We start from the raw sequence: 22,846 nt of genomic DNA, 5'->3' as shown, positions 1-22,846 counted from the left end.
GGATACTGAATGGCCCCCTCACCCTGCGATGAAGGGGCCGTTGGTTTATTCGGTGACCGTGACAGTCGTCATCACGTCGGGATCAGAGGTGACCGACCCGTTGGGACCATCACCGCGTTTGATCTGGTCGACGACATCCATGCCGGATGTGACCTCGCCCACGATGGTGTATTGCCCGTCCAGAAACGGGCCCGGTTCGAACATGATGAAAAACTGGCTGTTGGCCGAGTTCGGGTTCTGGCTGCGCGCCATGCCGACAACGCCGCGTTCGAACGACAGGCTGTCGCTGAATTCGGCAGGAATGTCGGGCAGATCGGACCCACCGGTGCCGGCACGGGACAGATCGGACCCGGCCACGCCGAATTGCACGTCGCCGGTCTGCGCCATGAATTCGTCGATCACACGGTGAAACACCACGCCGTCATAGCCGCCGGCGGCCGCAATGGACGTGATCTGTGCGACATGCAGCGGGGCCACGTCCTCGAACAGGTTGATGCTGACGGTGCCGTTTGCCTGGCCTGCAATTTCGATGTCCAGACCGGTGGCCAGCGCGGGGCTGGCCATCAGAGCGAGGGGAATGGCGAATTTAAGCATCGGCAGCCACCACGACCTTGATCATGCGGTCGGGGTTCGCGGGCGGCTCGCCCTTGGCGATGTTGTCGACATGGGCCATGCCCGAAATCACCTGACCGTAGACGGTGTATTGACCGTTCAGGAAATCGTTGTCCTTGAAGTTGATGAAAAACTGGCTGTTGGCCGAGTTCGGGTTCGCGGACCGTGCGGCACCCAGGCTGCCACGCGCATGGGGAACCTTGGAAAATTCCGCAGGCAGATCGGGCAGATCGGATCCACCCGTGCCAGCGCGGCCGGGGGCATAGTTGTTTTCCATGTTGGCGTGCTGCACGTCGCCTGTCTGCGCCATGAAGCCGTCGATCACGCGGTGGAATGCGACATTGTCGTATTTGCCGGCGCGGGCCAGTTCCTTCATCCGCTCGACATGCTTGGGTGCCACGTCGGGCAACAGCTTGATGACGACATCGCCGTCCTTGAGTGTCATGATGATCGTGTTTTCGGGATCGTCGTAATCGGCCATGTGGGCGCACTCCTGTTTATTTCTGGCACTGACATATGGTGCAGCGGCGTGATTGCCAACCGGGCACCGTTGACGCTAGGCGGCGGTTGGCACAGGTATGACGAAACCAATGACAGGAGGCCACGATGGGCTGGAAAACACTCGACGATATGGATCTGGACGGCAAACGCGTGCTGGTGCGGGTGGATATCAATGTCCCCGTGGCCGATGGACAGGTCACGGATACCACGCGGATCGACCGGATCGTGCCGACGGTGCGCGACATCAGGGCCGCGGGCGGCACCCCCATCCTGCTGGCACATTTCGACAGGCCCAAGGGCAAGGTCGTCCCGGAAATGTCGCTGGGCCAGATTGTCCCGGCACTGGAAAAAGCACTGGGGTGCAAGGTGACATTCCTGGACGGCAATTACGGCGCGGGTGTCGCGGCGCTGGGTCAGGGCGACGTGGCGCTGCTGGAAAACCTGCGGTTCAACCCCGGCGAGGAATCCAATGACGACGGTTTCGCGACCCGTCTGGCCAGCCTGGGCGACGTCTTTGTCAACGATGCGTTTTCCGCAGCCCATCGTGCCCATGCCAGCACCGAGGCGCTGGCCCGCAAATTGCCGGCCTGCGCAGGTCGCCTGATGGCCGAGGAACTGGGCGCGCTGGACCGTGCCCTAGGCCAGCCCGACCGCCCCGTGGTCGCCGTCGTCGGCGGTGCCAAGGTATCGACCAAACTGGACCTGCTGTCGAACCTCGTGGAAAAGGTCGACACGCTGATCATCGGCGGCGGCATGGCGAACACCTTTCTTGCGGCGTCGGGAATCGACGTGGGCAAATCGCTGTGTGAACACGATCTGGCCGACACCGCCCGCGCCATCGCGCAAAAGGCCGCCGACAGGGGCTGTGAAATCCTGCTGCCCCGTGACGTCGTCGTCGCCCGCGAATTCAAGGCGGGTGCCGACAACGAAACCGTCAAGACCGAAGATTGTCCAGCGGATGCGATGATTCTGGACGCAGGCCCGGATTCGGTGGCCCATATCGAACAGGTGCTGGAACGGTCGAAAACGCTGGTCTGGAACGGCCCGCTGGGTGCGTTTGAAATTGCGCCCTTTGATGCGGCGACAAACGCCGCAGCGCAATCCGCGGCACGTCTGACAAAGGCAGGCACGTTGATTTCGGTGGCCGGTGGTGGCGACACCGTCGCGGCGCTGAACAAGGCAGGTGTGGCCGATGACTTTTCCTATGTTTCGACCGCGGGCGGCGCGTTTCTGGAATGGATGGAAGGCAAGACCCTGCCCGGTGTGGCCGCACTGAGCGACTGATAGCGTTAACTAAATTACGGTTTGCGCTATCAGAATTGTCTATCGTCGGGGTCTTGCCTAACCGTAGGGCAATGGATCACAGGAGGCCCCGACGATGAATCAGGACATGGCAAACCAGATGCGCACGGCAAAGGGATTCATTGCCGCGCTGGATCAAAGTGGAGGGTCAACCCCCAAGGCCTTGGCCGCCTACGGCCTGTCCGAAAAGGACTGGTCGAATGACGACGAGATGTTCGACCTGATCCACGCCATGCGGGCCCGCATCGTCGCAGCCCCGGATTTCAGCGGCAGCAAGGTGCTGGGTGCGATCCTGTTCGAGCAGACGATGGACCGCGCATTCGAAGGCAAGCCCGCGCCCCGTCACCTGTGGGAAGACCAGCAGGTCGTGCCATTCCTGAAAATCGACCACGGGCTGGAGGAAACGGCAGACGGCGTGCAGCTGATGAAACCAATTGGCGGGTTGGATCACACGCTGCAACGCGCCTACATGCTGGGCGTGTTCGGGACCAAGGAACGGTCGGTCATCCATGCCGCAAGTCCTGCGGGGATCGAGGCGATCGTCGCACAGCAATTCGACATTGGCCGGCAGGTCCTGTCGCACAAGATGATGCCGATCCTGGAACCTGAAATCACCATTTCGATCCCGGACAAGGCAGCGGCCGAAGCATTGCTGCTGGATGCGATTCTGCGTCATCTGGACATGCTGCCCGATGGCACCGAGGTCATGATCAAACTGACCTTGCCCGAAACACCCGGACAATACGATGCGCTGGTCAACCACCCCAAGGTGATGCGCGTCGTTGCCCTGTCAGGCGGCTATGACCTGAACGAGGCAACCGCCCGTCTGGCGCGCAATCCCGGGATCATCGCCAGTTTTTCGCGTGCCCTGACCGAAGGTTTGTCTGCCCGCCAGGAGGACACGGCATTCAACGCCGTCATCGGACGCAACATCGCGTCGATTTACGCAGCATCCGTCACGGGCTGAGTCCAACACGCCACGCAGCAGGGTTTTTCCACGCCGGGGATTCACATTCCCGGCTGCCGTGTTAATGTCATGTCAATCGCGGTCAACAACGCGACCCAAGAGGCGAGCATGACACGACAAAAAAGACCCGCAATCGGGACCTTGATCTATTTTCTGGGCGCTTTGGCCTTGGGGTTCTATTTCACCTTTGCCGCGATCCAGGGCGACTACGGCGTTCTGAAACGCAGTGGCATCGCCGCCGAAGGCCGTGCGCTGGAGGTCGAGCTGCAACAGCTGCGCGCCGAGGTCGCCCGCATGGAAAACCTGACCATGCGGCTGTCGGACAAATACCTCGACCTTGATCTGCTGGACGAACAGGCCCGCGACGTGCTGGGCCTGATCCGCACGGACGAGATGGTGATCCGCTGACCCACAGCTTTTTGCGGCGATCGCGTTGCGTTACCCTGCGTCCCGTTCTATGTTCGGGGAATAGTTTAACACTAAACAATTCTCTGGAACCACGAGGGGACCCGCGATGCCGCCAAAGAAAAAGGACGCCCAGCCGAATGTGTCGGCGGAAGAGCTGAAAGGCTACTACCGCGACATGCTGATGATCCGGCGTTTCGAGGAAAAGGCCGGACAATTGTACGGCATGGGCCTGATCGGTGGTTTCTGCCACCTCTACATCGGCCAGGAAGCTGTTGTTGTCGGCCTCGAGGCCGCCGCCAAGGAAGGTGACAAGCGCGTCACATCCTATCGTGACCACGGTCACATGCTGGCCTGCGGCATGGACCCCAAGGGCGTGATGGCCGAATTGACCGGCCGCGAAGGTGGCTATTCCAAGGGCAAGGGCGGGAGCATGCACATGTTCTCGAAGGAAAAGCATTTCTACGGCGGTCACGGGATCGTCGCGGCACAGGTGCCGTTGGGTGCCGGTCTGGCCTTTGCCGACAAGTACAAGGGCAACGACAACGTTACATTCACCTATTTCGGCGATGGCGCTGCCAACCAGGGGCAGGTCTACGAGACCTACAACATGGCCGAACTGTGGGATCTGCCGGTGATTTTCGTGATCGAAAACAACCAGTATGCCATGGGGACATCCACACAACGGTCCACGAAATCCCCCAGCTACTGGGAACGCGGGGCCGCCTACGGCATTCCCGGCGAAGAGGTTGACGGCATGGACGTGCTGGCGGTCAAGGAGGCCGGCGAAAAGGCCGTGGCCCACTGCCGCGCCGGCAAGGGCCCCTATATCCTTGAAATCAAGACCTACCGCTACCGTGGGCATTCCATGTCCGACCCCGCGAAATACCGGACCCGCGAAGAGGTCCAGAAAATGCGGGACGAACGCGATCCGATCGAACAGATCCGCGATCTGCTGCTGACCGGCAACCACGCAACCGAGGACGACCTCAAGGCGATCGACAAAGAGATCAAGGCAATCGTCAACGAATCCGCCGAATTCGCCAAGGAAAGCCCCGAACCCGCGCTCGAAGAGCTGTGGACCGATATTTACGCAACCGAAGTTCCGCAGGAGGCTTGATCGATGGCAACCGAAATTCTGATGCCCGCCCTGAGCCCCACGATGGAAGAAGGCACGCTGGCCAAATGGCTGGTAAAGGAAGGCGACACCGTCGCATCCGGTGATATCCTCGCCGAGATTGAAACCGACAAGGCCACGATGGAATTCGAGGCCGTCGACGAAGGCACCATCGGCAAGATCGTCATCCCCGAAGGCACCGAAGGCGTAAAGGTCAATGATGTGATCGCCGTGCTGCTGGAAGACGGCGAGAGCATGGACGACGCCGTGATCGACGACAGCCAGGCGCAACAGCCAGTGGCCGCCGACAAGGAACAATCGTCCGAAACGGCCCCCGCCGCTGCCAAGTCGCACCCCACGCCAGCCCCGTCCGACCGGACCCCGGACTGGCCCGAGGGCACTGAGGTCAAGAAAACCACCGTACGCGAGGCCCTGCGCGACGCCATGGCCGAGGAAATGCGCCGCGACGAAAACGTGTTTCTGATGGGCGAAGAAGTCGCCGAATATCAGGGCGCCTACAAGATTTCCCAAGGCTTGCTGGACGAATTCGGCGCGCGCCGCGTGATCGACACGCCAATCACCGAACATGGTTTTGCCGGGATCGGTGTGGGGGCGGCCTTTGGCGGTCTGCGTCCCATCGTGGAATTCATGACCTTCAACTTTGCCATGCAGGCGATGGACCAGATCATCAACTCTGCCGCCAAGACATTGTATATGTCCGGCGGCCAGATGGGCGCGCCCATGGTATTCCGTGGTCCCAACGGTGCCGCTGCCCGCGTAGGCGCGCAGCACAGCCAGGATTACGCGGCATGGTTCATGCAGATCCCCGGCCTCAAGGTCGTGATGCCCTATTCTGCGGCCGACGCCAAAGGTCTGATGAAAACGGCCATCCGCGACCCCAACCCGGTCATCTTCCTGGAAAACGAAATCCTGTATGGTCGGTCCTTTGATGTGCCTGTCATGGATGATTTCACCATCCCCTTCGGCAAGGCCAAGATCGAACGCGACGGTGATGATGTCACCATCGTGTCCTTTGGCATCGGCATGACATATGCGCTGGAAGCGGCTGACAAACTGGCCGAAGAAGGCATCAAGGCCGAGGTCATCAACCTGCGCACCCTGCGCCCGATGGACACCGCCACGATCCTTGAATCCGTGCGCAAGACAAACCGCTGCGTCACCGTCGAAGAAGGCTGGCCGCAAGGCAGCGTCGGCGGATATATCAGCAGTGTGATCATGCAAGAGGCGTTCGACTATCTGGATGCGCCCGTCATCACCTGCACCGGCAAGGACGTGCCCATGCCCTATGCCGCCAACCTTGAAAAGCATGCCCTGATCACCACCGACGAGGTGGTCGAGGCCTGCAAACAAGTCACCTACAAATAAGGATTTTAGGACATGCCCATTGAAATCCTGATGCCCGCCCTGTCGCCCACGATGGAGGAAGGCACGCTGGCCAAATGGCTGGTCAAGGAAGGCGACACCGTGCAATCCGGCGACCTGCTGGCCGAAATCGAAACCGACAAGGCCACCATGGAATTCGAAGCCGTCGACGAAGGGGTCATCGGCAAGATCACCGTGGCCGAAGGCACCGAAGGCGTAAAGGTCAACGACGTGATCGCGATCCTTCTGGCCGATGGTGAAACGGCTGACGACATCGGCAGCGCAGACGCCAAACCCGCACCTGCGTCATCAAACGCTGCCCCGGCAGAACCGTCAGATGCGACCGAACCCGCCGCCGGTTACGGCCGGTCCGGATCGGCTGCACAAGAGGACAAGCCCGCCACCCCGGCAGCGGGTTCCAAGAACGGCGAGCGCATCTTTGCCTCCCCCCTCGCCCGCCGGATCGCGGCGGACAAGGGGCTGGACCTGGCTGATATAACAGGCTCCGGCCCGCGCGGGCGCATCGTCAAGGCCGACGTCGAAGGCGCCACATCGCAGCCCAAGGCGGCGAAAACCGAAGCAGCGGCCCCCGCCGCCAAGGCGGACGCCCCCAAGGGGGGTGCAATGGCAACCGGTCCATCAACGGATGTCATCCTCAAGACCTACGAGGGTCGCCCGTTTGAGGAAGTCAAACTGGACGGTATGCGCAAGACTGTCGCCGCCCGCCTGACCGAGGCCAAGCAGACCGTGCCGCATTTCTATCTGCGCCGGGATATCCAGCTGGATGCGCTGATGAAATTCCGCAGCCAACTGAATACCCAACTCGAAGCGCGCGGCGTCAAGCTGTCGGTCAACGATTTCATCATCAAGGCCTGCGCGCTCGCCCTGCAACAGGTGCCAGAGGCGAATGCCGTCTGGGCCAACGACCGGACGCTGCGGTTTGAAAAATCCGACGTGGCCGTGGCCGTGGCCATCGAAGGCGGGCTGTTCACCCCGGTGCTGAAAGACGCCGAGATGAAATCGCTCTCGGCCCTGTCGTCCGAAATGAAGGACCTGGCATCCCGCGCCCGCGACCGCAAACTGGCGCCCCATGAATATCAGGGCGGCAGCTTTGCGATTTCGAACCTGGGGATGTTCGGCATCGACAACTTTGATGCCATCATCAACCCGCCGCACTCTGCGATCCTCGCGGTCGGCGCGGGCGTCAAGAAACCCATTGTCGGCAAGGACGGTGAATTGTCCGTGGGCATGGTCATGTCCGTGACCCTGTCGGTCGATCACCGGGTCATCGACGGTGCGTTGGGGGCAAACCTGCTGGCAGCAATCAAGGACAACCTTGAAAACCCGATGACGATGTTGGCCTGAACCACCGCAACCAAAACACAAAACGCCGGGTCACTGACCCGGCGTTTTCGTTTCGCTTTGTGTGTGTTCAGTCCATCGGACCCAGCATGTGATCCATCAGGATCGACGGTTGTGAACACCCCGCCTCGCCCACGATCTTGGCGGGAACGCCTGCAACGGTTTTCATTGCAGGCACATCGTGCAACACGACAGACCCAGCCGCCACACGGCTGCAATGGCCCACAGTGATATTACCCAGAACCTTGGCACCCGCACCGATCAGCACGCCGTTTTCGATGGTCGGATGCCGCTTTTCCTCGTCCTTGCCCGTGCCGCCAAGGGTCACGGAATGCAGCATCGATACATTATCCCCGACGATGGCGGTTTCACCAACCACGACGGAATGGGCATGGTCGATCATCAGACCCTTGCCGATCTTGGCACCGGGGTGAATATCGACCCCGAACACCTCGGATGCACGCATCTGTATGAAATAGGCCAGGTCTGCCTGTCCGTCGCGCCACAGGAAATGCGCCAGCCGGTGTGACTGAACCGCCTGAAATCCTTTGAAGAACATCAATGGCTGCATCATGCGGTGGCAGGCCGGATCGCGTTCGAACGTCGCGACCAGATCTGCACGCGCATCCAGCGCCAACCGTGGTGCGCGACCATAAATATCGTCTGCGATCTCGCGCACGTTTTGCGCCGACATCTCGTTGGATGCCAGTTTCAGCGCAAGCCGGTAGGCCAGCGCATCGTTGAATGTGTCGTGTTGCAACACCCCGGCATGGAACATCGCACCCATCGCGGGTGTCTTGCGCACCGCACGTTCCGCATCACCCCTGATCTCATCCCAGACCGGGTCGATGCTATGCAGCTGTGATCTTGATATGGCCATAGCGGCACCCTCGCGTGATCTTTGGTCACCATATAGAGCGACGCACCGAAAAGCAAAAGCCGCGCCTTGCGATCAGCACATCGACCACGATGCGTAGCGCGGCCAGATAGGTCTGTTCCGCCACACGCCCGCGCGCGGTGGCATATGGCGCAGTCGCCGCACTCAGCGTGCCATCGCCATAAAGGGCGTGTCGCCGCCCGAGGCGCTTGCGATACCTGTCAGCCACATCGGCACGTGCGACAATCTCGCGGGCCAGATCATGTTGTTCCTGCGCGGTGACGACGCACAAGCAACGGGCCGTGGCATCGAGATCCAGCAAACCAACAGGTCGCATCAGCCACCCAACGCAATCGACATGAACGGGCCGGTGCCATAGCGTTCGGACAATTGTGCGACTGCAACGACAAAAGCCGCGTTTCCGACCTCGGCCAGCCCATCATCGCGCGGATAGGTCCACGCCGGTGCAGGTACCGTGTCTTCGCGCAGGATCAGGTCGCCCTGGCGGACCTGCACCACATAGCGTTCGCGTTCCTCGCCCAGCGGCACATCACCGCGCCCCCAATGGTCACCGTCGATCCGCGTCTGCCTGATCCACGCGACGTTCAACCCCGCTGGAGCGAAATCCGCCCTTAGATGCACAACGGGATATGGACGATAGCCGTTGCCTTTGAACGCATGGACAACATGTCGATAGCTGCGGTCGGTGTAGGGACGCTTGACCGGGCCAAACCTGAAATGTCGCCGCTGCCCGCGTGCGTAGGTGGGGATCGTGACCTGCTCTGGCCGGCCGTCCATCAGCACCACCTTGGACCCGACAGGCCAGCTGTCACGGATCATGGCATGACTGCCAGCCTGTCCGCGCAACAGCTCTGTCAAGGCAAAGGTCCGGTCCCCGACCACCTGCGCCTGCGCAAATTGCACGATTTCCCAGTCATCCGCGCTGCCGTCACCGATCGCCAGCACGTTGCGACCGAATAGTACGTCCTCCGGATCAACGGCATAGAGCGCACCGTGCACCAGTTTGACTGTCAGGGTCTGACGGTCCCACAATCCCGTGCGACCACGGGAGAGCGGGGACGTCAGTTCTCCGATGACGCTGCGCCTGCGGAAGACGTCCTGCAGGACATAGCCATTGTCAGACGGGGCCGAATAGAGGGCCACCGCTGGCCCCCAGTCTTTTGACGTCGTGGCAAAATGCGGCTCATGCGGGACCTCATCACCCCGGATCAACGGCAGGTCCATGAACAATCCGACCACTTTGCCCGGTGCCTTGTAGCTGCGCAGGCGTGTGCCTTCCTCCAACCGGCGCTGCGGTTGGAATACCTCCGGGTGCAACCGTGTGGCCTCGATGCGGCGCATCCCGATCTCCTCGATCCGATCGATGCGATAGCGGCCAGTCAACCCCGCGTCGTCCAGTTCAATGACATCGCCCGCGCCCAGCGCCCCGCGCGATTGCGGAACCGAAAATGCCACTGTGTCGCGGCCGGTCCGCGCCTCGTTAATCCAGCGATGTGCGATCAGTGCCCCCTCGGTCCGGGTCAGAACCAGCGGAAATTCGGTCCGTGCCGTGGTTGTCGTCGGTTCCGACGCGTGAACGGCCTCGGCCACACTGACGGCATAATCAGCCTCGCTTTCGACATAGCCAACCTGCACGCGTCCGGTAACCTCGGCCTCCGGGGCGCGGGCATGCAGGATATCGGCTCCGCGTTCGTCATCCAGTACCAGATCGTCGCGGATAACCCGACCCACGGCGACCCCGTCACGATTACGGAACACCAGGACACCGTCCTTCTCGGCCACGTCCACGCCATAGGCCAGCAGCAAGGGTTGCAACGCCGCACGGGCCGTACCGACACGGTCGATCACATAACCGCGCACCACCCCGTACAGACGTGAGACATCGACACGGGTCAGACCGACCTCTGCACAGATCTCCGCCATGACACCGGCCAGCGTCCGCGCTGTCGCACGTCCGTTCAGCCAATGCCCACGAGCATAGTTGTCACCGTCGGACCACAAGGCGGCATTGGCAGGAAAATGCGGGAATGGACGCGCGTCCCAGCACCAGACATGCGCCCTGTCCATATCCAGCATCCGCCCCCGGTAGGGGCCGGTTTCAGACAACGGGTTGTTCTGCGGCACGGCATAATGCCCCCAGATCGCCCGCAAGTACTGCATCTGCATGAAATCATCCCGCGCCCCGCTGGAATATCGGGGCAAGAGCGATTCCGACGATTTGGGGTCCAGAAACTTGTTGGGTTGGTTCGTGCCCTTGTCGATGGCCGCGCATCCGAATTCCGTGAACCAGATCGGCTTGCTGCCCGGAACCCAAGGCGTCGATGCAGCAGACCGGACCCCCCCGATGCGATCATGATGCCGGTTCTGCCACCACCCCGAGAGATCCTTGTACCGCCAGACCCAGGGTTCACCATCGCCATCAGTGATCGGAACACGCCGTTGGGCCGCGCGGGCCTCGGGCGTCGGGTAATACCAGTCAAAGCCTTCGCCACCGGCGACATTCGCACGCAGATAATCCAGATCGTAGATGGACCCGGCAGACGCGTCGCTGTGCTCCTCGCCGTCGCGCCAATCCGACAGCGGCATGTAGTTGTCTATACCAATGAAATCGATGTCGTCGCTGGCCCAGAGCGGATCGAGGTGAAAATACTTGTCCGCCGTCCCGGCTGGTTGATAGCCATGATACTCTGACCAGTCCGCAGCATAAGAGATCTTGCAGCCTGGTCCCAGAATCCCACGCACATCGGCGGCCAATTGCCTGAGTGCGGCCACCGCAGGGAAACTGTCACCTGCCCCGCGAATCTGGGTCAGCCCTCGCATTTCCGATCCGATGCAGAATGCCTTGACCCCACCCGCGATCCTGCACAGATGCGCGTAATGCAGGATAAATCTGCGATACCCCCAGCCCGCGGGCCCGGTATAGCGCACGACCTCGCCATCGCGGACAAAGTCATCGGCCTGCGCCGTACCCATGAAATCCGCGACTTCGCCCGCTGCGGCGGCACTGCGATCAGGGCCTTGCGCCTGCCCCGGTGCCCGGCTCAATGTGATCCGCCCTCGCCATGGCAACCGAGGTTGCCCCATCTCGCCCGTCCAGGGGTTTGGCAGATCGTTCCCCGCCAATTGGGTCATCAGGATAAAGGGATAGAACATCGGCTCCATCCCGCGTGCTGACAGATCACGGATCGCCTGGATCACGGATGCATCCGAAGGTGTGCCACCATAGACAGGACGCCCGTCAACGCGCGGCACGCGCTGCGCGAAATAGCGGTTGGTATCGCAGACGATCCACGGGTCGTCGCCCTCGGACTGATATTGCTCGACCATCGGGCGGACATCGCAGTGACCGCAACGCAGATCGGTCCCGAACCAGGACACCACCAGACTGACGGACTGGCACCTTGGCAATTCCTCCTCCAACGCCAGGGCCGATGTGCTGAAATCGGTCCCGCCGCTGGGTGAATTGACGTTGATGGCCCGGCTGTCGCCGAATCCGGCGCTTAACTCGACCTGCCGCGTGCCCAGCGCGTATTCGCCCGTGCCGGGGATCATCGCAACCGCCCGCACCTGTTGGGACAGATCGGCCAGCGCCTCTGGTGTGCCCGGCTCTGCCGGGCGCATCACTTCGAATGTGAATTGCGGCACGCGGTTGCCGAATTGTCCCAATGGCAGGTCTTCGAAAACGACGTAGGCGATCCCGCGGTAGGCTGGCGTATTGGCAGCCCCCTCCACGACCGCAATCTTGGGATCGGGTTGTTGCGTCTTGCTGCCACGGTAGACCCGCATGTTCAGATCGACGGGTGACACCTCGACCCCGTCTGCCCAGACCCGCCCGACCCGCGCAATCTGACCTTCGCACAACGCCAGTGCCATGCTGACGGTATAGCTGTATGTGGTCACCTCCGGATCAGGACTGCGCGGCGCACCCTTGCCGCTGCCGCCACCCGTGACGGTGGTATCTTCTTGAAATGCCGTGGCCCAGATCACATGGCCGGCCAGACGCATTCGCCCATGCAGCCGCGGAATCGCCGCGCCCTCGCTTGCGCCCATCAGGCGAAACCGGTCGACCTGCCCGACTTCGACAGGCTCACTCCCGGTCCCGAGAATGCGCTGGTCAATCTGCCGCCCAATGGTTGCCCCGACGGCACGCCCGATGACCGCTGTCGACAGCCCCAGAACGGACCCGCCAAGCGAGCCACCCGCGGCCATTCCTGCCGCCGATAGAACCAGAGTAGCCATAGCCGTTTATCCTTTGTTGAATGCGAAACGCGCCGCAATCCGGCGCTGCCAGGGGGCAGACAACGGGCTTTCAGTCACGGCGTGACCGCTGTAGGCGTGGACAAAGGTCGGGCAGTCCCCCACCTGTGCGACGATGCCCAAATGCTTTGCCATTGCGCCATCACGCATCCGAAACAACAGGACCTGACCCGCTGCAATCGACACATCGTCCGCCGGGATCAGATGCCTGGCAGCGGCTTGCAACAATCGCTCGTCACCCTGCGGCTCGGCCCAGTCTGGCGAATAGCGCGGCACGGTCTCGGGCTCTTTGCCATACATGGTCCGCCAGACCCCGCGCACCAATCCCAGGCAATCGCATCCATGTCCCCGCACCGACGCCTGATGCACATAGGGTGTCCCGATCCAGTCTCGGGCTATCTCAGCCGCAAGGCTCATCGCACCAGGCTCCCGCCATCCGCGTCCCCATCGGCGCGCGGCACAGCCATCAGCCAATCGTCACCCGGCATGTCCGGGAAACCCTGAAAGTTCACGAGGTTCGCAAATTTTTCCCGACAGGTCTCGGCACGCTTGTCGCACCCGGCAATCAGACGCACACGGTCACCCGCCACGACATCAGCGCGCAGCGCGTCCCACAGGCGAATGCGTTGCAGGCTCCCTTCTGCGCGATGGTCCTTGATGACTGCGGTCAGACCGGCCCCGGCCCCGTCCAGAACCCGCACGAACCCGTTGGTGAACCAGTGATCGTCCACGCCGCTGGCCATCACGGTCAATGTCGCGGCATCGGTGACCGCGTCGATCCTGCGCTCCTTGTGCAACCTGTCATCGGCCATATCGACACCGCAGGCATGGTCACCCAGAACCGCCGTACAACTGCGCAGAAAACTGCGCCCGACAGGCTGGTTCAACCGCTCTGCCAGCCCGCGCAGTGCCACCTTGAATTGCCCGCCTTCGCGGGTGATTTCCCCGATTTCGCCCCGGAACCGAATGGCGCGTTCTGTCACATTGTCCCATCGCACCAGCCAGTGCGTGATTTCCGCACCGTCCAGACGACCCGCCACGATATCCGCTTCCCGGATCATGTCCGATTGCAGCAGCCCCACAGCCTCTGAGTTGTCAACACTCAGGCCCGTGCTTGTCGCAAGCGCGCGCGCGCTTAACCCGCTATTGGCGTGAAACAGAATGCCGTCGAATGTCAGGTCGCAATCGTGGTCGGTAAACCCATAGGTGCGTCCGTCCTTGCGGGTGATCGACCAGGCTTGGCAAACATGGGCCGATCCGGTCGCCAGATGTGCAAACAGCCCCGACGCGCTCATAGCCGCACCTCGACCACGGGCACGCTGGGGGCCTGACCCGCCTGAAAATGGGACACCGCGGTTTCGATCCTGTCAGTGTCAAACCGTACTGCCACGTCAAATTCGAAACCGGCACGCACCTCTGCACCGGTGTCAGGGGCATCGCGAAAAGTCACGATCCCGGTCGCGAGATCGATGTCGAAATCGACACCCTCCTGCACTTCGTCCCCACCCACGGCCACCCGCACGGTTCCCGCAACAGGTTTCGCAATGGGCCGCAGATAGGTCTGCTCACCCGAGGTATAGCCTTTGACCAGCTGGATCGCATGGGTCCGGTCATCGCCCATGGCGATCAACTGATCCAGCGGCGTGATGGCTTGCGACGGCAGACTGGACTTGAAATCGGACCAGTCTTTCCAGCGGAACGCGTGCAACTGTCCCTCACGCGCTTCAAAGAACGCGATCAGCTGTTCGATATCGTCCAGCGACCGCAACCCCATCCCCGCATCATAACGCCTGCGCGCATGTTTCCAGGGCGATGATCGCTCTTCGAACCCATTGGCCAGTGTCACGATGTCGGTGCGCCGCTCCGGCCCACCCATCGCACCAAAACTCAGGTTGGCGGGAAAACGTATGTCGTGAAAGGCCATGCGCCTGTCTCCTCAACGGTTGCGGTTGCCAGCCCCCAGCATGCGGCTCATCTGTGCTGCGATCTGGCTTTGACTGCGCTGGAATCCCTGCACGTCAGGGGTCGTGATGTTCATCGTGACGCTGACATGGCCGCCACCGGATGCGCGCACACCCAGACTGCCGTCTGCGCCACGGGTCAGCGGCATGATGGCCTCTGGTCCGGCCTCACCCATCAGGCCCGTGCCACCGCGCATCGGAAAACGGGTCGCACCACTGACGACACCGCCCTTGGCAAAGGGCATCACGCGGCCCTGGCTGAATGCGCCACCCTGCGCAAATGGCATCAGACCGGACACCGCCGCATTGACCCCGTCCGACAAAAGCCCCCCGGCGTGTTTCATCACGGGGTTGATTGCGGCAGCATAGGACGTGTCGATCATCGACTGCGCGACACCCTTCATGGCGTCCGACAGCTTGAGGCCGTCAAAGACAACGCCATCAAATGCGCGCCGCAATCCCTGCGAGAACCCGGTCGTCAGGTTTCCCAGATCACGCGTCGTCTCGCCCAGCGTGCCCTGCATGCCGCGCAACGTCTGGTCAAAGGTCCGTGCCATCGCACTCGCATCACCCAGCGTGCGCTCCAGCGCGTCGATATCCGCCTCCAGGCCGTCGATCTGATCCAGTTCAGTCATCCTCACCCTCACCTTCGGTCTTGTCAGGAAATGCCGCCAACAGCGCATCCAGGCCGCTGCGATCCATCGGCCGCTGCACGTCAGCAATGCCCAGCATCAGCGACAGCTCTGCCGGGGTCAGCCGCCAGAATGCGTCGGGTGCCATTCCCAGCTGGCAGATCCCTGCACGCAGCAATGCCGCCCAATCCAATCGCGTCATGACGGCGGCGCAAAGGCGCGTGCCAGCAACTGGGCCGCAACAGTCGCGGCACCGACAGGCCCACCCGCAATATCAGCACTCAGCAGGTCATCGGCCTGTCCGCGCCAGCCACCGCCACGCAGCCCGGCCACGATCAAGGCCAGAACATCGCGCCCCCGATAGCGCCCGCTTTCGAACCGCTCGACGAGCGTGATCAACGTGCCCTCGTCCAGCTCTGCCTCCAGCGCGGCCAGCGCACCCAGTGTCAGTTTCGCGCGATGAGGTATCCCGTCGATCGTCACCGCCACTTCTCCGGCATGGGGATTGACCATCATGCCGCGGCAAAGCTCAGCTGACCCGCACTCGACAGCGACATTTCATACGTCGCCTCGCCGTCAAAGGTGCCTGCGTATTCGATGGAACTGATCTGGAACGGTCCCTCGACCACGCCGAAATCGGGAATGACAACCTGGAATGCTGGGGTCTCACCCGCGAAAAACACCTGACGCATCCGCTCGTCAGTGGCCGCATCGCGGAAAATACCCGACCCGCTGATCGCGGCCGTCTTGACCCCTGCACCCGCCAGCAATTCGCGCCAGCCGCCTTCGCTCTCCAAAGAGGTCACATCGACGGCCTCTGCGTTGAAACTGATGCGTGTCGCACGCAGGCCGGCGGCGCTCTCGAACGTGCCGTCACCGCTCATGTCCACCTTGACCAACAGGTCCTTACCACTTTGGGCTGCCATGTCGTTGCTCCTTGTTGTGAAATCTGCGGTGTCAGTCGTCTGACAGCCGCGCATGAAAAATCAGATCGATCCGCCTGCGGTCGGCTGTTCCGATCCGCGCGGCAGCAGCCTTGTGAAACCGCAGCCCCAGCACGCGCCCCCGGCTCAAGACCAGATCGTGCCCCGTCACCGCATCGCTCACGGCGGCGGCTGCCGCCTTTGCACGCGCAAAACCCGCCGCTTGCGTCAGCACGGACACGGTAAATTCATGGATGGCACCGGCCCCGCCCGCATCAGAGGCATCGCGCACCTTTTCAGCCCCCAGAACAACATACAGATCCGGCAGCACACCTTCGGGGACATTGTCGTAGACATCTCCACCAACCAGCGCGGTCAGTTCAGGGTCCGCAGACAGGCGGTGATAAATGGCCTGTTGCAGAGACAGCGACATTGCATAACTCATGCCGCGACCTCCTCTTGGGCGCGGCACGTCAGGTAGTGCCCCGCGCCATCGCGTTCCGTCACCGCCAGAATGGCGAATATCCGTGCCCCCTCGCGAAACCGCTGCCCAGCCACGGGGCGTGCATCGTCACCCACGGCAGCGGCGCGGACCGTGATGGTCAGGGGCACACGGCTTAGCCGCGCTTCGCCCTGAAACCGGAACCCGCCGGAACCCGCCTTGATGTCCGCCCACAAAAGGCCCCGCGCGGCCCAGTCCGTCACCGTCCCACCCGATCCATCCGGCAGGGCGACAGGTGCTTCCAGTGTCAGCGCGCGGTTCAGAACAGGCGGCTTCATGTCCGCCCCCCCATGAAGAGCCGGACAGTGCGATAGCGTTCGATCAGCGCTGCAACACCCTGCGGCAAAGACGTGTCACGCGCATCGCCACCGATCCGGTATTCGTAAAAATGCGCCGCCAGCAGCATGACCGCCTGTGCCAAATCTGCAGGCAGGTCCGTCCATTCCGGACCAAATCCCGCCATCAGGACAACTTCGATCCGGCCCCCCTGCGGCACCCGTGGCAAGGCTGCCCCAGTCGCATGCAAGGTCGGGCGCTGTGCATCACTCTCCAGCGCATAGCGTGCGCGCGCCACCTCCTCGGGTGGTGTCGCAACACCAAACCGGGTGACGCTGACGATTGCATTGACGGGGGCCAGCGGCAGGGGCTGGCGCACTGGATCACGCCATTCACGCAATTCCCAACGGAATTCCCGCTCGATCAATATCTTGCCGGTGCGCGCCTCGATGGCCGCAAGGGCCGCACGCAGATAGGTTTCCAGGCCAGTGTCGTGGGCGTCGTCGCTCTCAAACCCCGACCCCAGCCGCAGATGCGCCTTGAGGGCCGCAATCGGCAGTGAGGCCGTGGGCACGCTGGTCAACTCGACTAACATCATTGATGGGTCTCCGGTCATCATCTGGCGCATCATGGAATTGTGTCGGGACGCAGCGCAGGCAGGATCTGAAACGCGCCCGAGGCTGGTGCGACAACGCAGGTCGTCGCACCGTCAGGATCAGCTGGTGCCGAACTTCAGCAGCTTGATCGCTGCAAAATCGCTCACACCGCCACCCACGCGCTTGGTGGCATAGAACAGCACATGCGGCTTGGCCGAAAACGGGTCGCGCAGCACACGCAGGTCGGGACGTTCCGCCACGGTATAGCCTGCGTTGAAATCGCCGAACGCGATTGGCGTCGCACCAGTGCCGGCATCCGGCATGTCCTCTGCAATCAGCACTGGATAGCCCATCAGACGTGCCGGCTCGCCGCTGGCCAGACCATCGGACCACAGAAAACGCCCGTCCGCGTCCTTCAGCTTGCGTACCATGCCCGCCGTGCGGGAATTCATCACGAACGCAGCGCCCGCGCGGTATTCGGCCCCCAGCGCATAGACCAGGTCGATGATCGCATCCGCATCGCCCAGCGACCCGTCGACGCCGGTCGGCACATAGCCCAGGTTGCCCCACTGCCACAGCTCATTGTCGACCGACGGATAGGCCAGAATGCCACGCGGCTTGTCGATACCGTCACCGTTGACAAAGGCGGCCGCCTCCGACCGTGCGAACTTGTCCGCGATACGTTGCGCCAGCCAGCCCTCGATATCAAAGGCACTGTCGTCCAGCAGACGTTGCGACGCCTTGGGCAGGGCCGACAGCTCGTGCAACGGGATGGTGATACGATCGATCTGCGGCGCGTCGGTCTCGGAGGTGGGGTCACTTTCGGTGGCCCATCCCGCCCCCATCTCGGTGTGATCGATCAGCACGTCGAACGACGTGGCGTCGACGTTCACGATATTGGCGATCGCACGGATCGAGGCTGTTGCGCTCAACGTGCTTCGGATCGTGTCGGCTGTCTGCGGGTCCACCAGATAGCCACCGTCGGCAGCAACAGCCGTGCTCATGCCCTTGCCTTCCAGTGTCAGACCACGCAACCCGTCGTCGTCCCCCGACCGCAGATACGCGGCAAAGGCCTTATGATGCGGCGCATCTTCTGCCGCAGCCGTTGCCAGTGCCGGCCGCTGCGCCATCATTGATTTGCGATCAAGCTTGTTCATACGGTCTTCCTGTTTTTGCAAAGTGGCGTGAACGCCGGTTGAAAAGGTTTTGAATTCCGCCACGAAATCGCCAATCGCGATCCGCAGGTCCTCGGCCGGAGACAGATCTTTCCCGGCCCGAGGGATCACCTCGGTTTTGTCCATGTCTGGTCCTTTCTGGTCAGTGCCTGTGCCGGGATCAGTCCCGGCGCAGCGCCTCGCGCGCATCGACAAAGAGGGTCGTCAGCACGCGCAGCGTGGTGTCGGCGGGATCGTCGGATTTTGCGCCAACGCGGGCGTCCTGCAGCATCGGAAAGGTCACAAGGGATACCTCCCACAACTCCAGCTCGGCCAGGTTCCGACCGCCGTCAGCCGCCTTGGTGGCCCGCACCGTGCGATACCCGATCGACAGCCCGTCAATCGCCCCCGCATCAATCAACGCCGCAGCCTCGCGCCCGCGTGCCACGTCCCGCAGGATACGTCCCTTCACGTGCAGCCCGTGCGCATCCTCCCGGATCTCGTCCCAGACGCCAATCGGCTGCATCGGGTCGTGTTGCCACAGCATCTTGATCCGGTTCCCCGAGGCCGCGACCTTTTCCAGGGACGCACGATAGGCACCGCGCAAGACACGGTCGCCACCTTGGTCCGCTTGTTCGAACAAGGACGCATATCCCGAAATCTCGCAACCGTCCGCCACCTCCAGCCTGGCCTGTGGCGGGCAGAATTTGTGTTCCAGTGTCATTCGTTTCTCCCTTTCAGGGGGCTGTTTCAATGGACCTGCAGGAATTGCGCCAGGTGCAGACCCAGCACGGCCATTGCACCACAGCACAACGCCCAGATCTGCCATTCCAACCGACGCAACATCCGCTCGATCGCGGCCAGACGTTGGTTGATCTGCGCGTGCCAGACATCCGCCGCCTGCGGCAACACGGGTTGAACAACGCGGTTCTTCAGCGTGACGACCTTGTCCGGCATCATTCGACATCCTGTGCGGGCAACCCCAAGAGGCTGCGTTTTTCAGCGTTGGTCAGGAATGCGGCCTCTGTGACCCGCCGCCACTGGGCGTCCCGTTCGGCGGCCAATGCCGGCACCTGATCCAGGTCAGGCCGCAGATCCAATCGTTCCGTCGTGAAATCCGACAGCCAGTCGGCAATCGCGCTCGTCACCCGCATCGCCAGTGGCAGAACCGTCAACCGATAAAAGGCACGATTGGCCTCTTGGTAATTGGCGTAGGTCGCGTCGCCGGGAATGCCCAGCAGCATGGGGGGCACGCCAAACGCGACCGATATCTCGCGCGCGGCGGCCTCCTTGGTCTTTTGGAATTCCATGTCGGACGGGGAAAATCCCATCGGCTTCCAGTCCAGCCCGCCTTCCAGCAACATCGGCCTGCCCGCGTTGCGCGCGCCCTGATGCTGATGTTCCATCTCGTCGACCAGGCGGTTGTACTGATCCTGGCTCAGCTGCGACTGGCCGTCTCCGCCCTTGTAGACGATGGCACCGGACGGACGCGCGGCGTTATCCAGCAGGGCCTTGGACCAGGCCGAGGCCGCATTGTGCACATCAATGGCATTGGCGGCCGCCTGCATCGGACTGAAACCATAGTGGTCGTCCTGCGGGTGAAAACTCTTGATATGACAGATCGCCGATCCTTCGGGCCCGACGGCAAACCTGTGTTTGTTGGCACCGACCGCATATTCATAGGCCTCGGCCCAGCCGTTGCTGCCCGGCACCAGACGCATGCGATCCGACCGCAAGACATGCAACTCGACCGGCAGCCCGCCGTCCCCCACCGCCTCCAGATAGGCGTCCCCCGTCAGCAACAACTGACCATAAAGCGCCTCCAGCAGCTCGGCCCGCCCCTGTGCTGCATTGGGGCGATTGATCAGCGTCTGCACGGGATGGGCATCGTAGCGTTGCAGGCGGTCCTGCGTGACCAACGGCAGTGCGGCAGCGGCTTCTGCAATCAGCTTGACCGCACGAAATCCGATCGGGTTCGACGCAAATCCCGCCCGGGTCAGCGATGCGTTGTCCCGCGCGCTCCAGGCGACACGACCCTGCGTCGCCCAGCTGACGACCTTCCCCGTGGCCGAGGCCTTCACCTCGGTGGCCGCAGGCCCGGTCGCCTTGTTCCAGAATTCAAACATCTCGCACTCCTCGGGGACGGACTGACTGTCCTTGGAAAAACGTTCTGAACCCGAAACCTTGCCAAAGACCGATTGCACCGCGCGCTGTCTGCGCAACACCTCACAACCGGCGCAGGCGCGGTGCCTGCCATGCCTTGGCCGGCGCGATCATCAGCTCGTGCATGGCCCATACCAGCGCATCGACACGGTCCGGCGATCCCTGCCCCACGAAACCAGCCCGCGTCATCAGACACATCTGGTCTTCCAGTTCACCCAACCCGCGCGCATGCTTGATGCGCATCTGCTCATAGAGCGCGGCCACCGGTTCCGCCCTAGCAATCTTGCCCCGACGGGCATTCACGCCGCGGTAGGAAATCAGCGGATCAATCTGGCGGACGATGGTTTCGACCATATCGCCCCCCTGATTGACCTCGGCCACCAGCCGGTCCGCACCATGCCGATGGTAGGCTGCGACGGCGGCCTTGGCCCAATCCAGCGGTCGCGCCGCCTGCACACTTGCGTCCTCCAGCACATAGCCGCGCCAGGCATGCGGCGGCCCCTTGCAGACGACACCCGCCACGATGATCCCGCAGGCATCAGACCCCTTGTGACCTGTGACCGGTGGATCGACAGCGACGACAATGCGCTCCAGGCTTTCGATGTCCTTGCGGATCAGCCCGTCCAGCTGCGCGGTTGTCCACAGCGCACCCTCGGCATCATCCAGCAACACACCGTCCAGTTCCTGGCGCCCCAGCCGGGTGCCGCCATAACGCCGCCGGACCTCTGCCAGAAACGACGGCGCGAGGTTCGCCACATTGTCAAACGTCGTCGCATGGGTGACCACGGTGCTGGACCGGGCCAGCATCTCTTTCAGCACAGGCGCATTGCGCGGCGTCGTCGTGACCACCGCCTGCGGACAGGCCCCAAGCCGCAGACCGAATTCCACCATGTCCCAGGTGGCGCTGCCGTTTTTCCACTTGGCAACCTCATCCGCCCAGACGGCGTCGAATTGCGGGCCGCGCAGCGCCTCTGGGTCGAACGCCGAAAACACCTGCGCCTCGGCCCCGTTCGGCCAGCGCAACAATTTGCGCCCCGCAATCCACTTTGGCCCCCGGTCATCGGGGGAACAGGCAACGATACCGCTATCCCCCATGACCATGACCTCGCGTGCCTGATCGTAGGTTTCACCGATAATCGCGATCCGCCGTGCACGGCCCCGCGTCAGAGGCATCGGTCCTTCGGCCATCGCCCGGACCCACTCGGCCCCCGCCCGTGTCTTGCCTGCGCCACGGCCGCCCAGCACCACCCAAGCACGCCAATCACCATCGGGGGGAACCTGATGCGCCATCGCCCAGAAATCGAACAGATACGGCAACCCGGCAACGGCCCTGTCACTCAGCCCCGCCAGAAACGCCTTCTGTTGCGAGGCTGGCCCTGATGCGATCAAGTGCGCACCCGATCTCAACGCGCAATGCGTCGTAGTCGGGGATATTCGCATCGTCTTGGGCGTATTTCTCACGAAAGGCCTCCTCTGCTTTCAGTAGGATCAGATGGGCCGCCGACAACTCGCCGATCTTGCCAACCAACAGTTTCGGCGAGGCCCCGTCAGACGCGCCCAGCGTTTCGATCTCTTTCAGGATCGCGGCGCGCAGCGTCGCATATAGCCCTGCAATTTCGTGCTGCCGGGACAATGCCGCAGCACGCCCGTCCCCGTTCGGGTCGTCATTATCTGTCATCTGCTTCCGCCAATCAGGTCTGGCCAAGCCATTCCGACAAACGGCGGCATGACGGCGCAACCGGCACGTCAGAACGAAATCGGCCCGCCTCCAGCTAGAAGGCGAGCCATTAATTTTACAATAAATACAGTGCCCTGACAGGCCGGAGCCCCTAACG

27 protein-coding genes are annotated in these 22,846 nt (G+C 62.4%); 6 read left to right on the top strand and 21 right to left on the bottom strand.

All coding sequences use genetic code 11. From position 1 onward, the window contains the following. Positions 1 to 45 precede the first annotated feature (45 nt). Together AN189_RS04545 and AN189_RS04540 are read right to left on the bottom strand one after the other, a co-directional pair. Positions 46 to 594 (bottom strand): peptidylprolyl isomerase, encoded by a 549-nt coding sequence (locus tag AN189_RS04545; RefSeq protein ID WP_056031692.1) that lies wholly within the window; start codon positions 592 to 594, stop codon positions 46 to 48. Beyond that, complete coding sequence (locus AN189_RS04540) at positions 587 to 1,093, bottom strand: peptidylprolyl isomerase (RefSeq protein WP_056031689.1); 507 nt, start codon at positions 1,091 to 1,093, stop codon at positions 587 to 589. Before AN189_RS04540 ends, AN189_RS04545 begins: the two co-directional genes overlap by 8 nt. Positions 1,094 to 1,218: 125 nt before the next feature. Between AN189_RS04540 and pgk the strand changes: the two genes are divergently transcribed. From pgk to AN189_RS04510, 6 genes are all read left to right on the top strand, one after another. Beyond that, positions 1,219 to 2,397 (top strand): phosphoglycerate kinase, encoded by a 1,179-nt coding sequence (pgk, locus tag AN189_RS04535; protein ID WP_056031686.1) that lies wholly within the window; start codon positions 1,219 to 1,221, stop codon positions 2,395 to 2,397. A 94-nt stretch (positions 2,398 to 2,491) separates the two neighbouring features. Continuing rightward, the gene (locus AN189_RS04530; protein ID WP_056031683.1) at positions 2,492 to 3,382 is read left to right on the top strand and encodes a fructose bisphosphate aldolase; all 891 of its coding nucleotides are present in this window, start codon (positions 2,492 to 2,494) and stop codon (positions 3,380 to 3,382) included. A gap of 108 nt (positions 3,383 to 3,490) precedes the next feature. Beyond that, on the top strand, positions 3,491 to 3,790 hold the full coding sequence (locus AN189_RS04525) for a septum formation initiator family protein (RefSeq protein ID WP_056032145.1): 300 nt from the start codon (positions 3,491 to 3,493) through the stop codon (positions 3,788 to 3,790). Positions 3,791 to 3,896: 106 nt separating this feature from the next. Further along, positions 3,897 to 4,907 (top strand): pyruvate dehydrogenase (acetyl-transferring) E1 component subunit alpha, encoded by a 1,011-nt coding sequence (gene pdhA / locus AN189_RS04520; RefSeq protein WP_056031680.1) that lies wholly within the window; start codon positions 3,897 to 3,899, stop codon positions 4,905 to 4,907. Between the two features lie 3 nt (positions 4,908 to 4,910). Continuing rightward, positions 4,911 to 6,290, top strand: coding sequence for a pyruvate dehydrogenase complex E1 component subunit beta (locus tag AN189_RS04515; RefSeq protein WP_056031677.1), 1,380 nt, complete (start codon positions 4,911 to 4,913; stop codon positions 6,288 to 6,290). A 12-nt stretch (positions 6,291 to 6,302) separates the two neighbouring features. After that, positions 6,303 to 7,652, top strand: coding sequence for a pyruvate dehydrogenase complex dihydrolipoamide acetyltransferase (locus tag AN189_RS04510; protein ID WP_056031674.1), 1,350 nt, complete (start codon positions 6,303 to 6,305; stop codon positions 7,650 to 7,652). Positions 7,653 to 7,719: 67 nt separating this feature from the next. Here the strand turns inward: AN189_RS04510 and cysE are convergent, their stop codons facing one another. The 19 genes from cysE to AN189_RS19090 all read right to left on the bottom strand — a co-directional run bounded on the left by cysE (position 7,720) and on the right by AN189_RS19090 (position 22,689). Continuing rightward, a complete protein-coding gene (cysE, locus tag AN189_RS04505; RefSeq protein WP_056031671.1) occupies positions 7,720 to 8,529 on the bottom strand; it encodes a serine O-acetyltransferase in 810 nt (269 codons plus the stop codon). 25 nt (positions 8,530 to 8,554) lie between these two features. Continuing rightward, positions 8,555 to 8,863 (bottom strand): hypothetical protein, encoded by a 309-nt coding sequence (locus AN189_RS04500; RefSeq protein WP_056031667.1) that lies wholly within the window; start codon positions 8,861 to 8,863, stop codon positions 8,555 to 8,557. After that, complete coding sequence (locus tag AN189_RS04495; protein WP_056031665.1) at positions 8,863 to 12,786, bottom strand: glycoside hydrolase/phage tail family protein; 3,924 nt, start codon at positions 12,784 to 12,786, stop codon at positions 8,863 to 8,865. The genes AN189_RS04500 and AN189_RS04495 overlap by 1 nt, the downstream gene beginning before the upstream one ends. Positions 12,787 to 12,792: 6 nt before the next feature. Continuing rightward, complete coding sequence (locus AN189_RS04490) at positions 12,793 to 13,221, bottom strand: NlpC/P60 family protein (RefSeq protein WP_056031661.1); 429 nt, start codon at positions 13,219 to 13,221, stop codon at positions 12,793 to 12,795. Then, positions 13,218 to 14,099: a DUF2163 domain-containing protein gene (locus AN189_RS04485; protein ID WP_056031658.1), complete on the bottom strand. Its 882-nt coding sequence runs from the start codon at positions 14,097 to 14,099 to the stop codon at positions 13,218 to 13,220. Before AN189_RS04485 ends, AN189_RS04490 begins: the two co-directional genes overlap by 4 nt. After that, positions 14,096 to 14,728: a DUF2460 domain-containing protein gene (locus AN189_RS04480; protein ID WP_056031655.1), complete on the bottom strand. Its 633-nt coding sequence runs from the start codon at positions 14,726 to 14,728 to the stop codon at positions 14,096 to 14,098. The genes AN189_RS04485 and AN189_RS04480 overlap by 4 nt, the downstream gene beginning before the upstream one ends. A gap of 12 nt (positions 14,729 to 14,740) precedes the next feature. Beyond that, positions 14,741 to 15,400, bottom strand: a complete 660-nt coding sequence (locus AN189_RS04475; RefSeq protein WP_056031653.1) for a phage tail tape measure protein — start codon at positions 15,398 to 15,400, stop codon at positions 14,741 to 14,743. Beyond that, positions 15,393 to 15,599, bottom strand: a complete 207-nt coding sequence (locus AN189_RS04470) for a rcc01693 family protein (protein ID WP_056031649.1) — start codon at positions 15,597 to 15,599, stop codon at positions 15,393 to 15,395. The genes AN189_RS04475 and AN189_RS04470 overlap by 8 nt, the downstream gene beginning before the upstream one ends. Beyond that, positions 15,596 to 15,910, bottom strand: a complete 315-nt coding sequence (locus AN189_RS04465; RefSeq protein WP_056032142.1) for a gene transfer agent family protein — start codon at positions 15,908 to 15,910, stop codon at positions 15,596 to 15,598. The genes AN189_RS04470 and AN189_RS04465 overlap by 4 nt, the downstream gene beginning before the upstream one ends. Next, positions 15,910 to 16,323 (bottom strand): phage major tail protein, TP901-1 family, encoded by a 414-nt coding sequence (locus tag AN189_RS04460; RefSeq protein ID WP_056031646.1) that lies wholly within the window; start codon positions 16,321 to 16,323, stop codon positions 15,910 to 15,912. Before AN189_RS04460 ends, AN189_RS04465 begins: the two co-directional genes overlap by 1 nt. Before the next feature lie 31 nt (positions 16,324 to 16,354). Beyond that, entirely contained in the window at positions 16,355 to 16,765 is a 411-nt protein-coding gene (locus AN189_RS04455; protein ID WP_056031643.1) for a DUF3168 domain-containing protein, read from the bottom strand. Then, positions 16,762 to 17,100, bottom strand: coding sequence for a head-tail adaptor protein (locus AN189_RS04450; RefSeq protein ID WP_056031640.1), 339 nt, complete (start codon positions 17,098 to 17,100; stop codon positions 16,762 to 16,764). The genes AN189_RS04455 and AN189_RS04450 overlap by 4 nt, the downstream gene beginning before the upstream one ends. After that, complete coding sequence (locus AN189_RS04445; RefSeq protein WP_056032138.1) at positions 17,097 to 17,696, bottom strand: head-tail connector protein; 600 nt, start codon at positions 17,694 to 17,696, stop codon at positions 17,097 to 17,099. Before AN189_RS04445 ends, AN189_RS04450 begins: the two co-directional genes overlap by 4 nt. A 117-nt stretch (positions 17,697 to 17,813) precedes the next feature. Next, positions 17,814 to 18,995 (bottom strand): phage major capsid protein, encoded by a 1,182-nt coding sequence (locus AN189_RS04440; RefSeq protein WP_056031637.1) that lies wholly within the window; start codon positions 18,993 to 18,995, stop codon positions 17,814 to 17,816. A 34-nt stretch (positions 18,996 to 19,029) separates the two neighbouring features. Continuing rightward, a complete protein-coding gene (locus tag AN189_RS04435; protein ID WP_056031635.1) occupies positions 19,030 to 19,572 on the bottom strand; it encodes an HK97 family phage prohead protease in 543 nt (180 codons plus the stop codon). Positions 19,573 to 19,598: 26 nt separating this feature from the next. Next, positions 19,599 to 19,808, bottom strand: a complete 210-nt coding sequence (locus tag AN189_RS04430; RefSeq protein ID WP_056031632.1) for a hypothetical protein — start codon at positions 19,806 to 19,808, stop codon at positions 19,599 to 19,601. Continuing rightward, entirely contained in the window at positions 19,805 to 20,974 is a 1,170-nt protein-coding gene (locus AN189_RS04425) for a phage portal protein (RefSeq protein WP_056032135.1), read from the bottom strand. Before AN189_RS04425 ends, AN189_RS04430 begins: the two co-directional genes overlap by 4 nt. Positions 20,975 to 21,074: 100 nt before the next feature. Further along, complete coding sequence (locus AN189_RS04420) at positions 21,075 to 22,418, bottom strand: DNA-packaging protein (RefSeq protein ID WP_056031629.1); 1,344 nt, start codon at positions 22,416 to 22,418, stop codon at positions 21,075 to 21,077. Further along, positions 22,345 to 22,689, bottom strand: a complete 345-nt coding sequence (locus tag AN189_RS19090) for a hypothetical protein (RefSeq protein WP_056031625.1) — start codon at positions 22,687 to 22,689, stop codon at positions 22,345 to 22,347. The genes AN189_RS04420 and AN189_RS19090 overlap by 74 nt, the downstream gene beginning before the upstream one ends. Positions 22,690 to 22,846: the final 157 nt, after the last annotated feature.

The sequence above is a fragment of the Loktanella sp. 3ANDIMAR09 genome, assembly GCF_001420005.1.
Classification (GTDB): domain Bacteria; phylum Pseudomonadota; class Alphaproteobacteria; order Rhodobacterales; family Rhodobacteraceae; genus Loktanella.
The sequence above is the reverse complement of the archived record's forward strand: the minus strand, read 5'-3'. Positions and strand labels throughout refer to the sequence as shown.

Excerpts from the sequence above, each read along its gene's own strand:
- AN189_RS04545 (WP_056031692.1), bottom strand. The coding sequence starts at position 594 with ATGCTTAAATTCGCCATTCCCCTCGCTCTGATGGCCAGCCCCGCGCTG.
- AN189_RS04540 (WP_056031689.1), bottom strand. The coding sequence starts at position 1,093 with ATGGCCGATTACGACGATCCCGAAAACACGATCATCATGACACTCAAG.
- pgk (WP_056031686.1), top strand. The coding sequence starts at position 1,219 with ATGGGCTGGAAAACACTCGACGATATGGATCTGGACGGCAAACGCGTG.
- AN189_RS04530 (WP_056031683.1), top strand. The coding sequence starts at position 2,492 with ATGAATCAGGACATGGCAAACCAGATGCGCACGGCAAAGGGATTCATT.
- AN189_RS04525 (WP_056032145.1), top strand. The coding sequence starts at position 3,491 with ATGACACGACAAAAAAGACCCGCAATCGGGACCTTGATCTATTTTCTG.
- pdhA (WP_056031680.1), top strand. The coding sequence starts at position 3,897 with ATGCCGCCAAAGAAAAAGGACGCCCAGCCGAATGTGTCGGCGGAAGAG.
- AN189_RS04515 (WP_056031677.1), top strand. The coding sequence starts at position 4,911 with ATGGCAACCGAAATTCTGATGCCCGCCCTGAGCCCCACGATGGAAGAA.
- AN189_RS04510 (WP_056031674.1), top strand. The coding sequence starts at position 6,303 with ATGCCCATTGAAATCCTGATGCCCGCCCTGTCGCCCACGATGGAGGAA.
- cysE (WP_056031671.1), bottom strand. The coding sequence starts at position 8,529 with ATGGCCATATCAAGATCACAGCTGCATAGCATCGACCCGGTCTGGGAT.
- AN189_RS04500 (WP_056031667.1), bottom strand. The coding sequence starts at position 8,863 with ATGCGACCTGTTGGTTTGCTGGATCTCGATGCCACGGCCCGTTGCTTG.
- AN189_RS04495 (WP_056031665.1), bottom strand. The coding sequence starts at position 12,786 with ATGGCTACTCTGGTTCTATCGGCGGCAGGAATGGCCGCGGGTGGCTCG.
- AN189_RS04490 (WP_056031661.1), bottom strand. The coding sequence starts at position 13,221 with ATGAGCCTTGCGGCTGAGATAGCCCGAGACTGGATCGGGACACCCTAT.
- AN189_RS04485 (WP_056031658.1), bottom strand. The coding sequence starts at position 14,099 with ATGAGCGCGTCGGGGCTGTTTGCACATCTGGCGACCGGATCGGCCCAT.
- AN189_RS04480 (WP_056031655.1), bottom strand. The coding sequence starts at position 14,728 with ATGGCCTTTCACGACATACGTTTTCCCGCCAACCTGAGTTTTGGTGCG.
- AN189_RS04475 (WP_056031653.1), bottom strand. The coding sequence starts at position 15,400 with ATGACTGAACTGGATCAGATCGACGGCCTGGAGGCGGATATCGACGCG.
- AN189_RS04470 (WP_056031649.1), bottom strand. The coding sequence starts at position 15,599 with ATGACGCGATTGGATTGGGCGGCATTGCTGCGTGCAGGGATCTGCCAG.
- AN189_RS04465 (WP_056032142.1), bottom strand. The coding sequence starts at position 15,910 with ATGGTCAATCCCCATGCCGGAGAAGTGGCGGTGACGATCGACGGGATA.
- AN189_RS04460 (WP_056031646.1), bottom strand. The coding sequence starts at position 16,323 with ATGGCAGCCCAAAGTGGTAAGGACCTGTTGGTCAAGGTGGACATGAGC.
- AN189_RS04455 (WP_056031643.1), bottom strand. The coding sequence starts at position 16,765 with ATGAGTTATGCAATGTCGCTGTCTCTGCAACAGGCCATTTATCACCGC.
- AN189_RS04450 (WP_056031640.1), bottom strand. The coding sequence starts at position 17,100 with ATGAAGCCGCCTGTTCTGAACCGCGCGCTGACACTGGAAGCACCTGTC.
- AN189_RS04445 (WP_056032138.1), bottom strand. The coding sequence starts at position 17,696 with ATGATGTTAGTCGAGTTGACCAGCGTGCCCACGGCCTCACTGCCGATT.
- AN189_RS04440 (WP_056031637.1), bottom strand. The coding sequence starts at position 18,995 with ATGGACAAAACCGAGGTGATCCCTCGGGCCGGGAAAGATCTGTCTCCG.
- AN189_RS04435 (WP_056031635.1), bottom strand. The coding sequence starts at position 19,572 with ATGACACTGGAACACAAATTCTGCCCGCCACAGGCCAGGCTGGAGGTG.
- AN189_RS04430 (WP_056031632.1), bottom strand. The coding sequence starts at position 19,808 with ATGATGCCGGACAAGGTCGTCACGCTGAAGAACCGCGTTGTTCAACCC.
- AN189_RS04425 (WP_056032135.1), bottom strand. The coding sequence starts at position 20,974 with ATGTTTGAATTCTGGAACAAGGCGACCGGGCCTGCGGCCACCGAGGTG.
- AN189_RS19090 (WP_056031625.1), bottom strand. The coding sequence starts at position 22,689 with ATGACAGATAATGACGACCCGAACGGGGACGGGCGTGCTGCGGCATTG.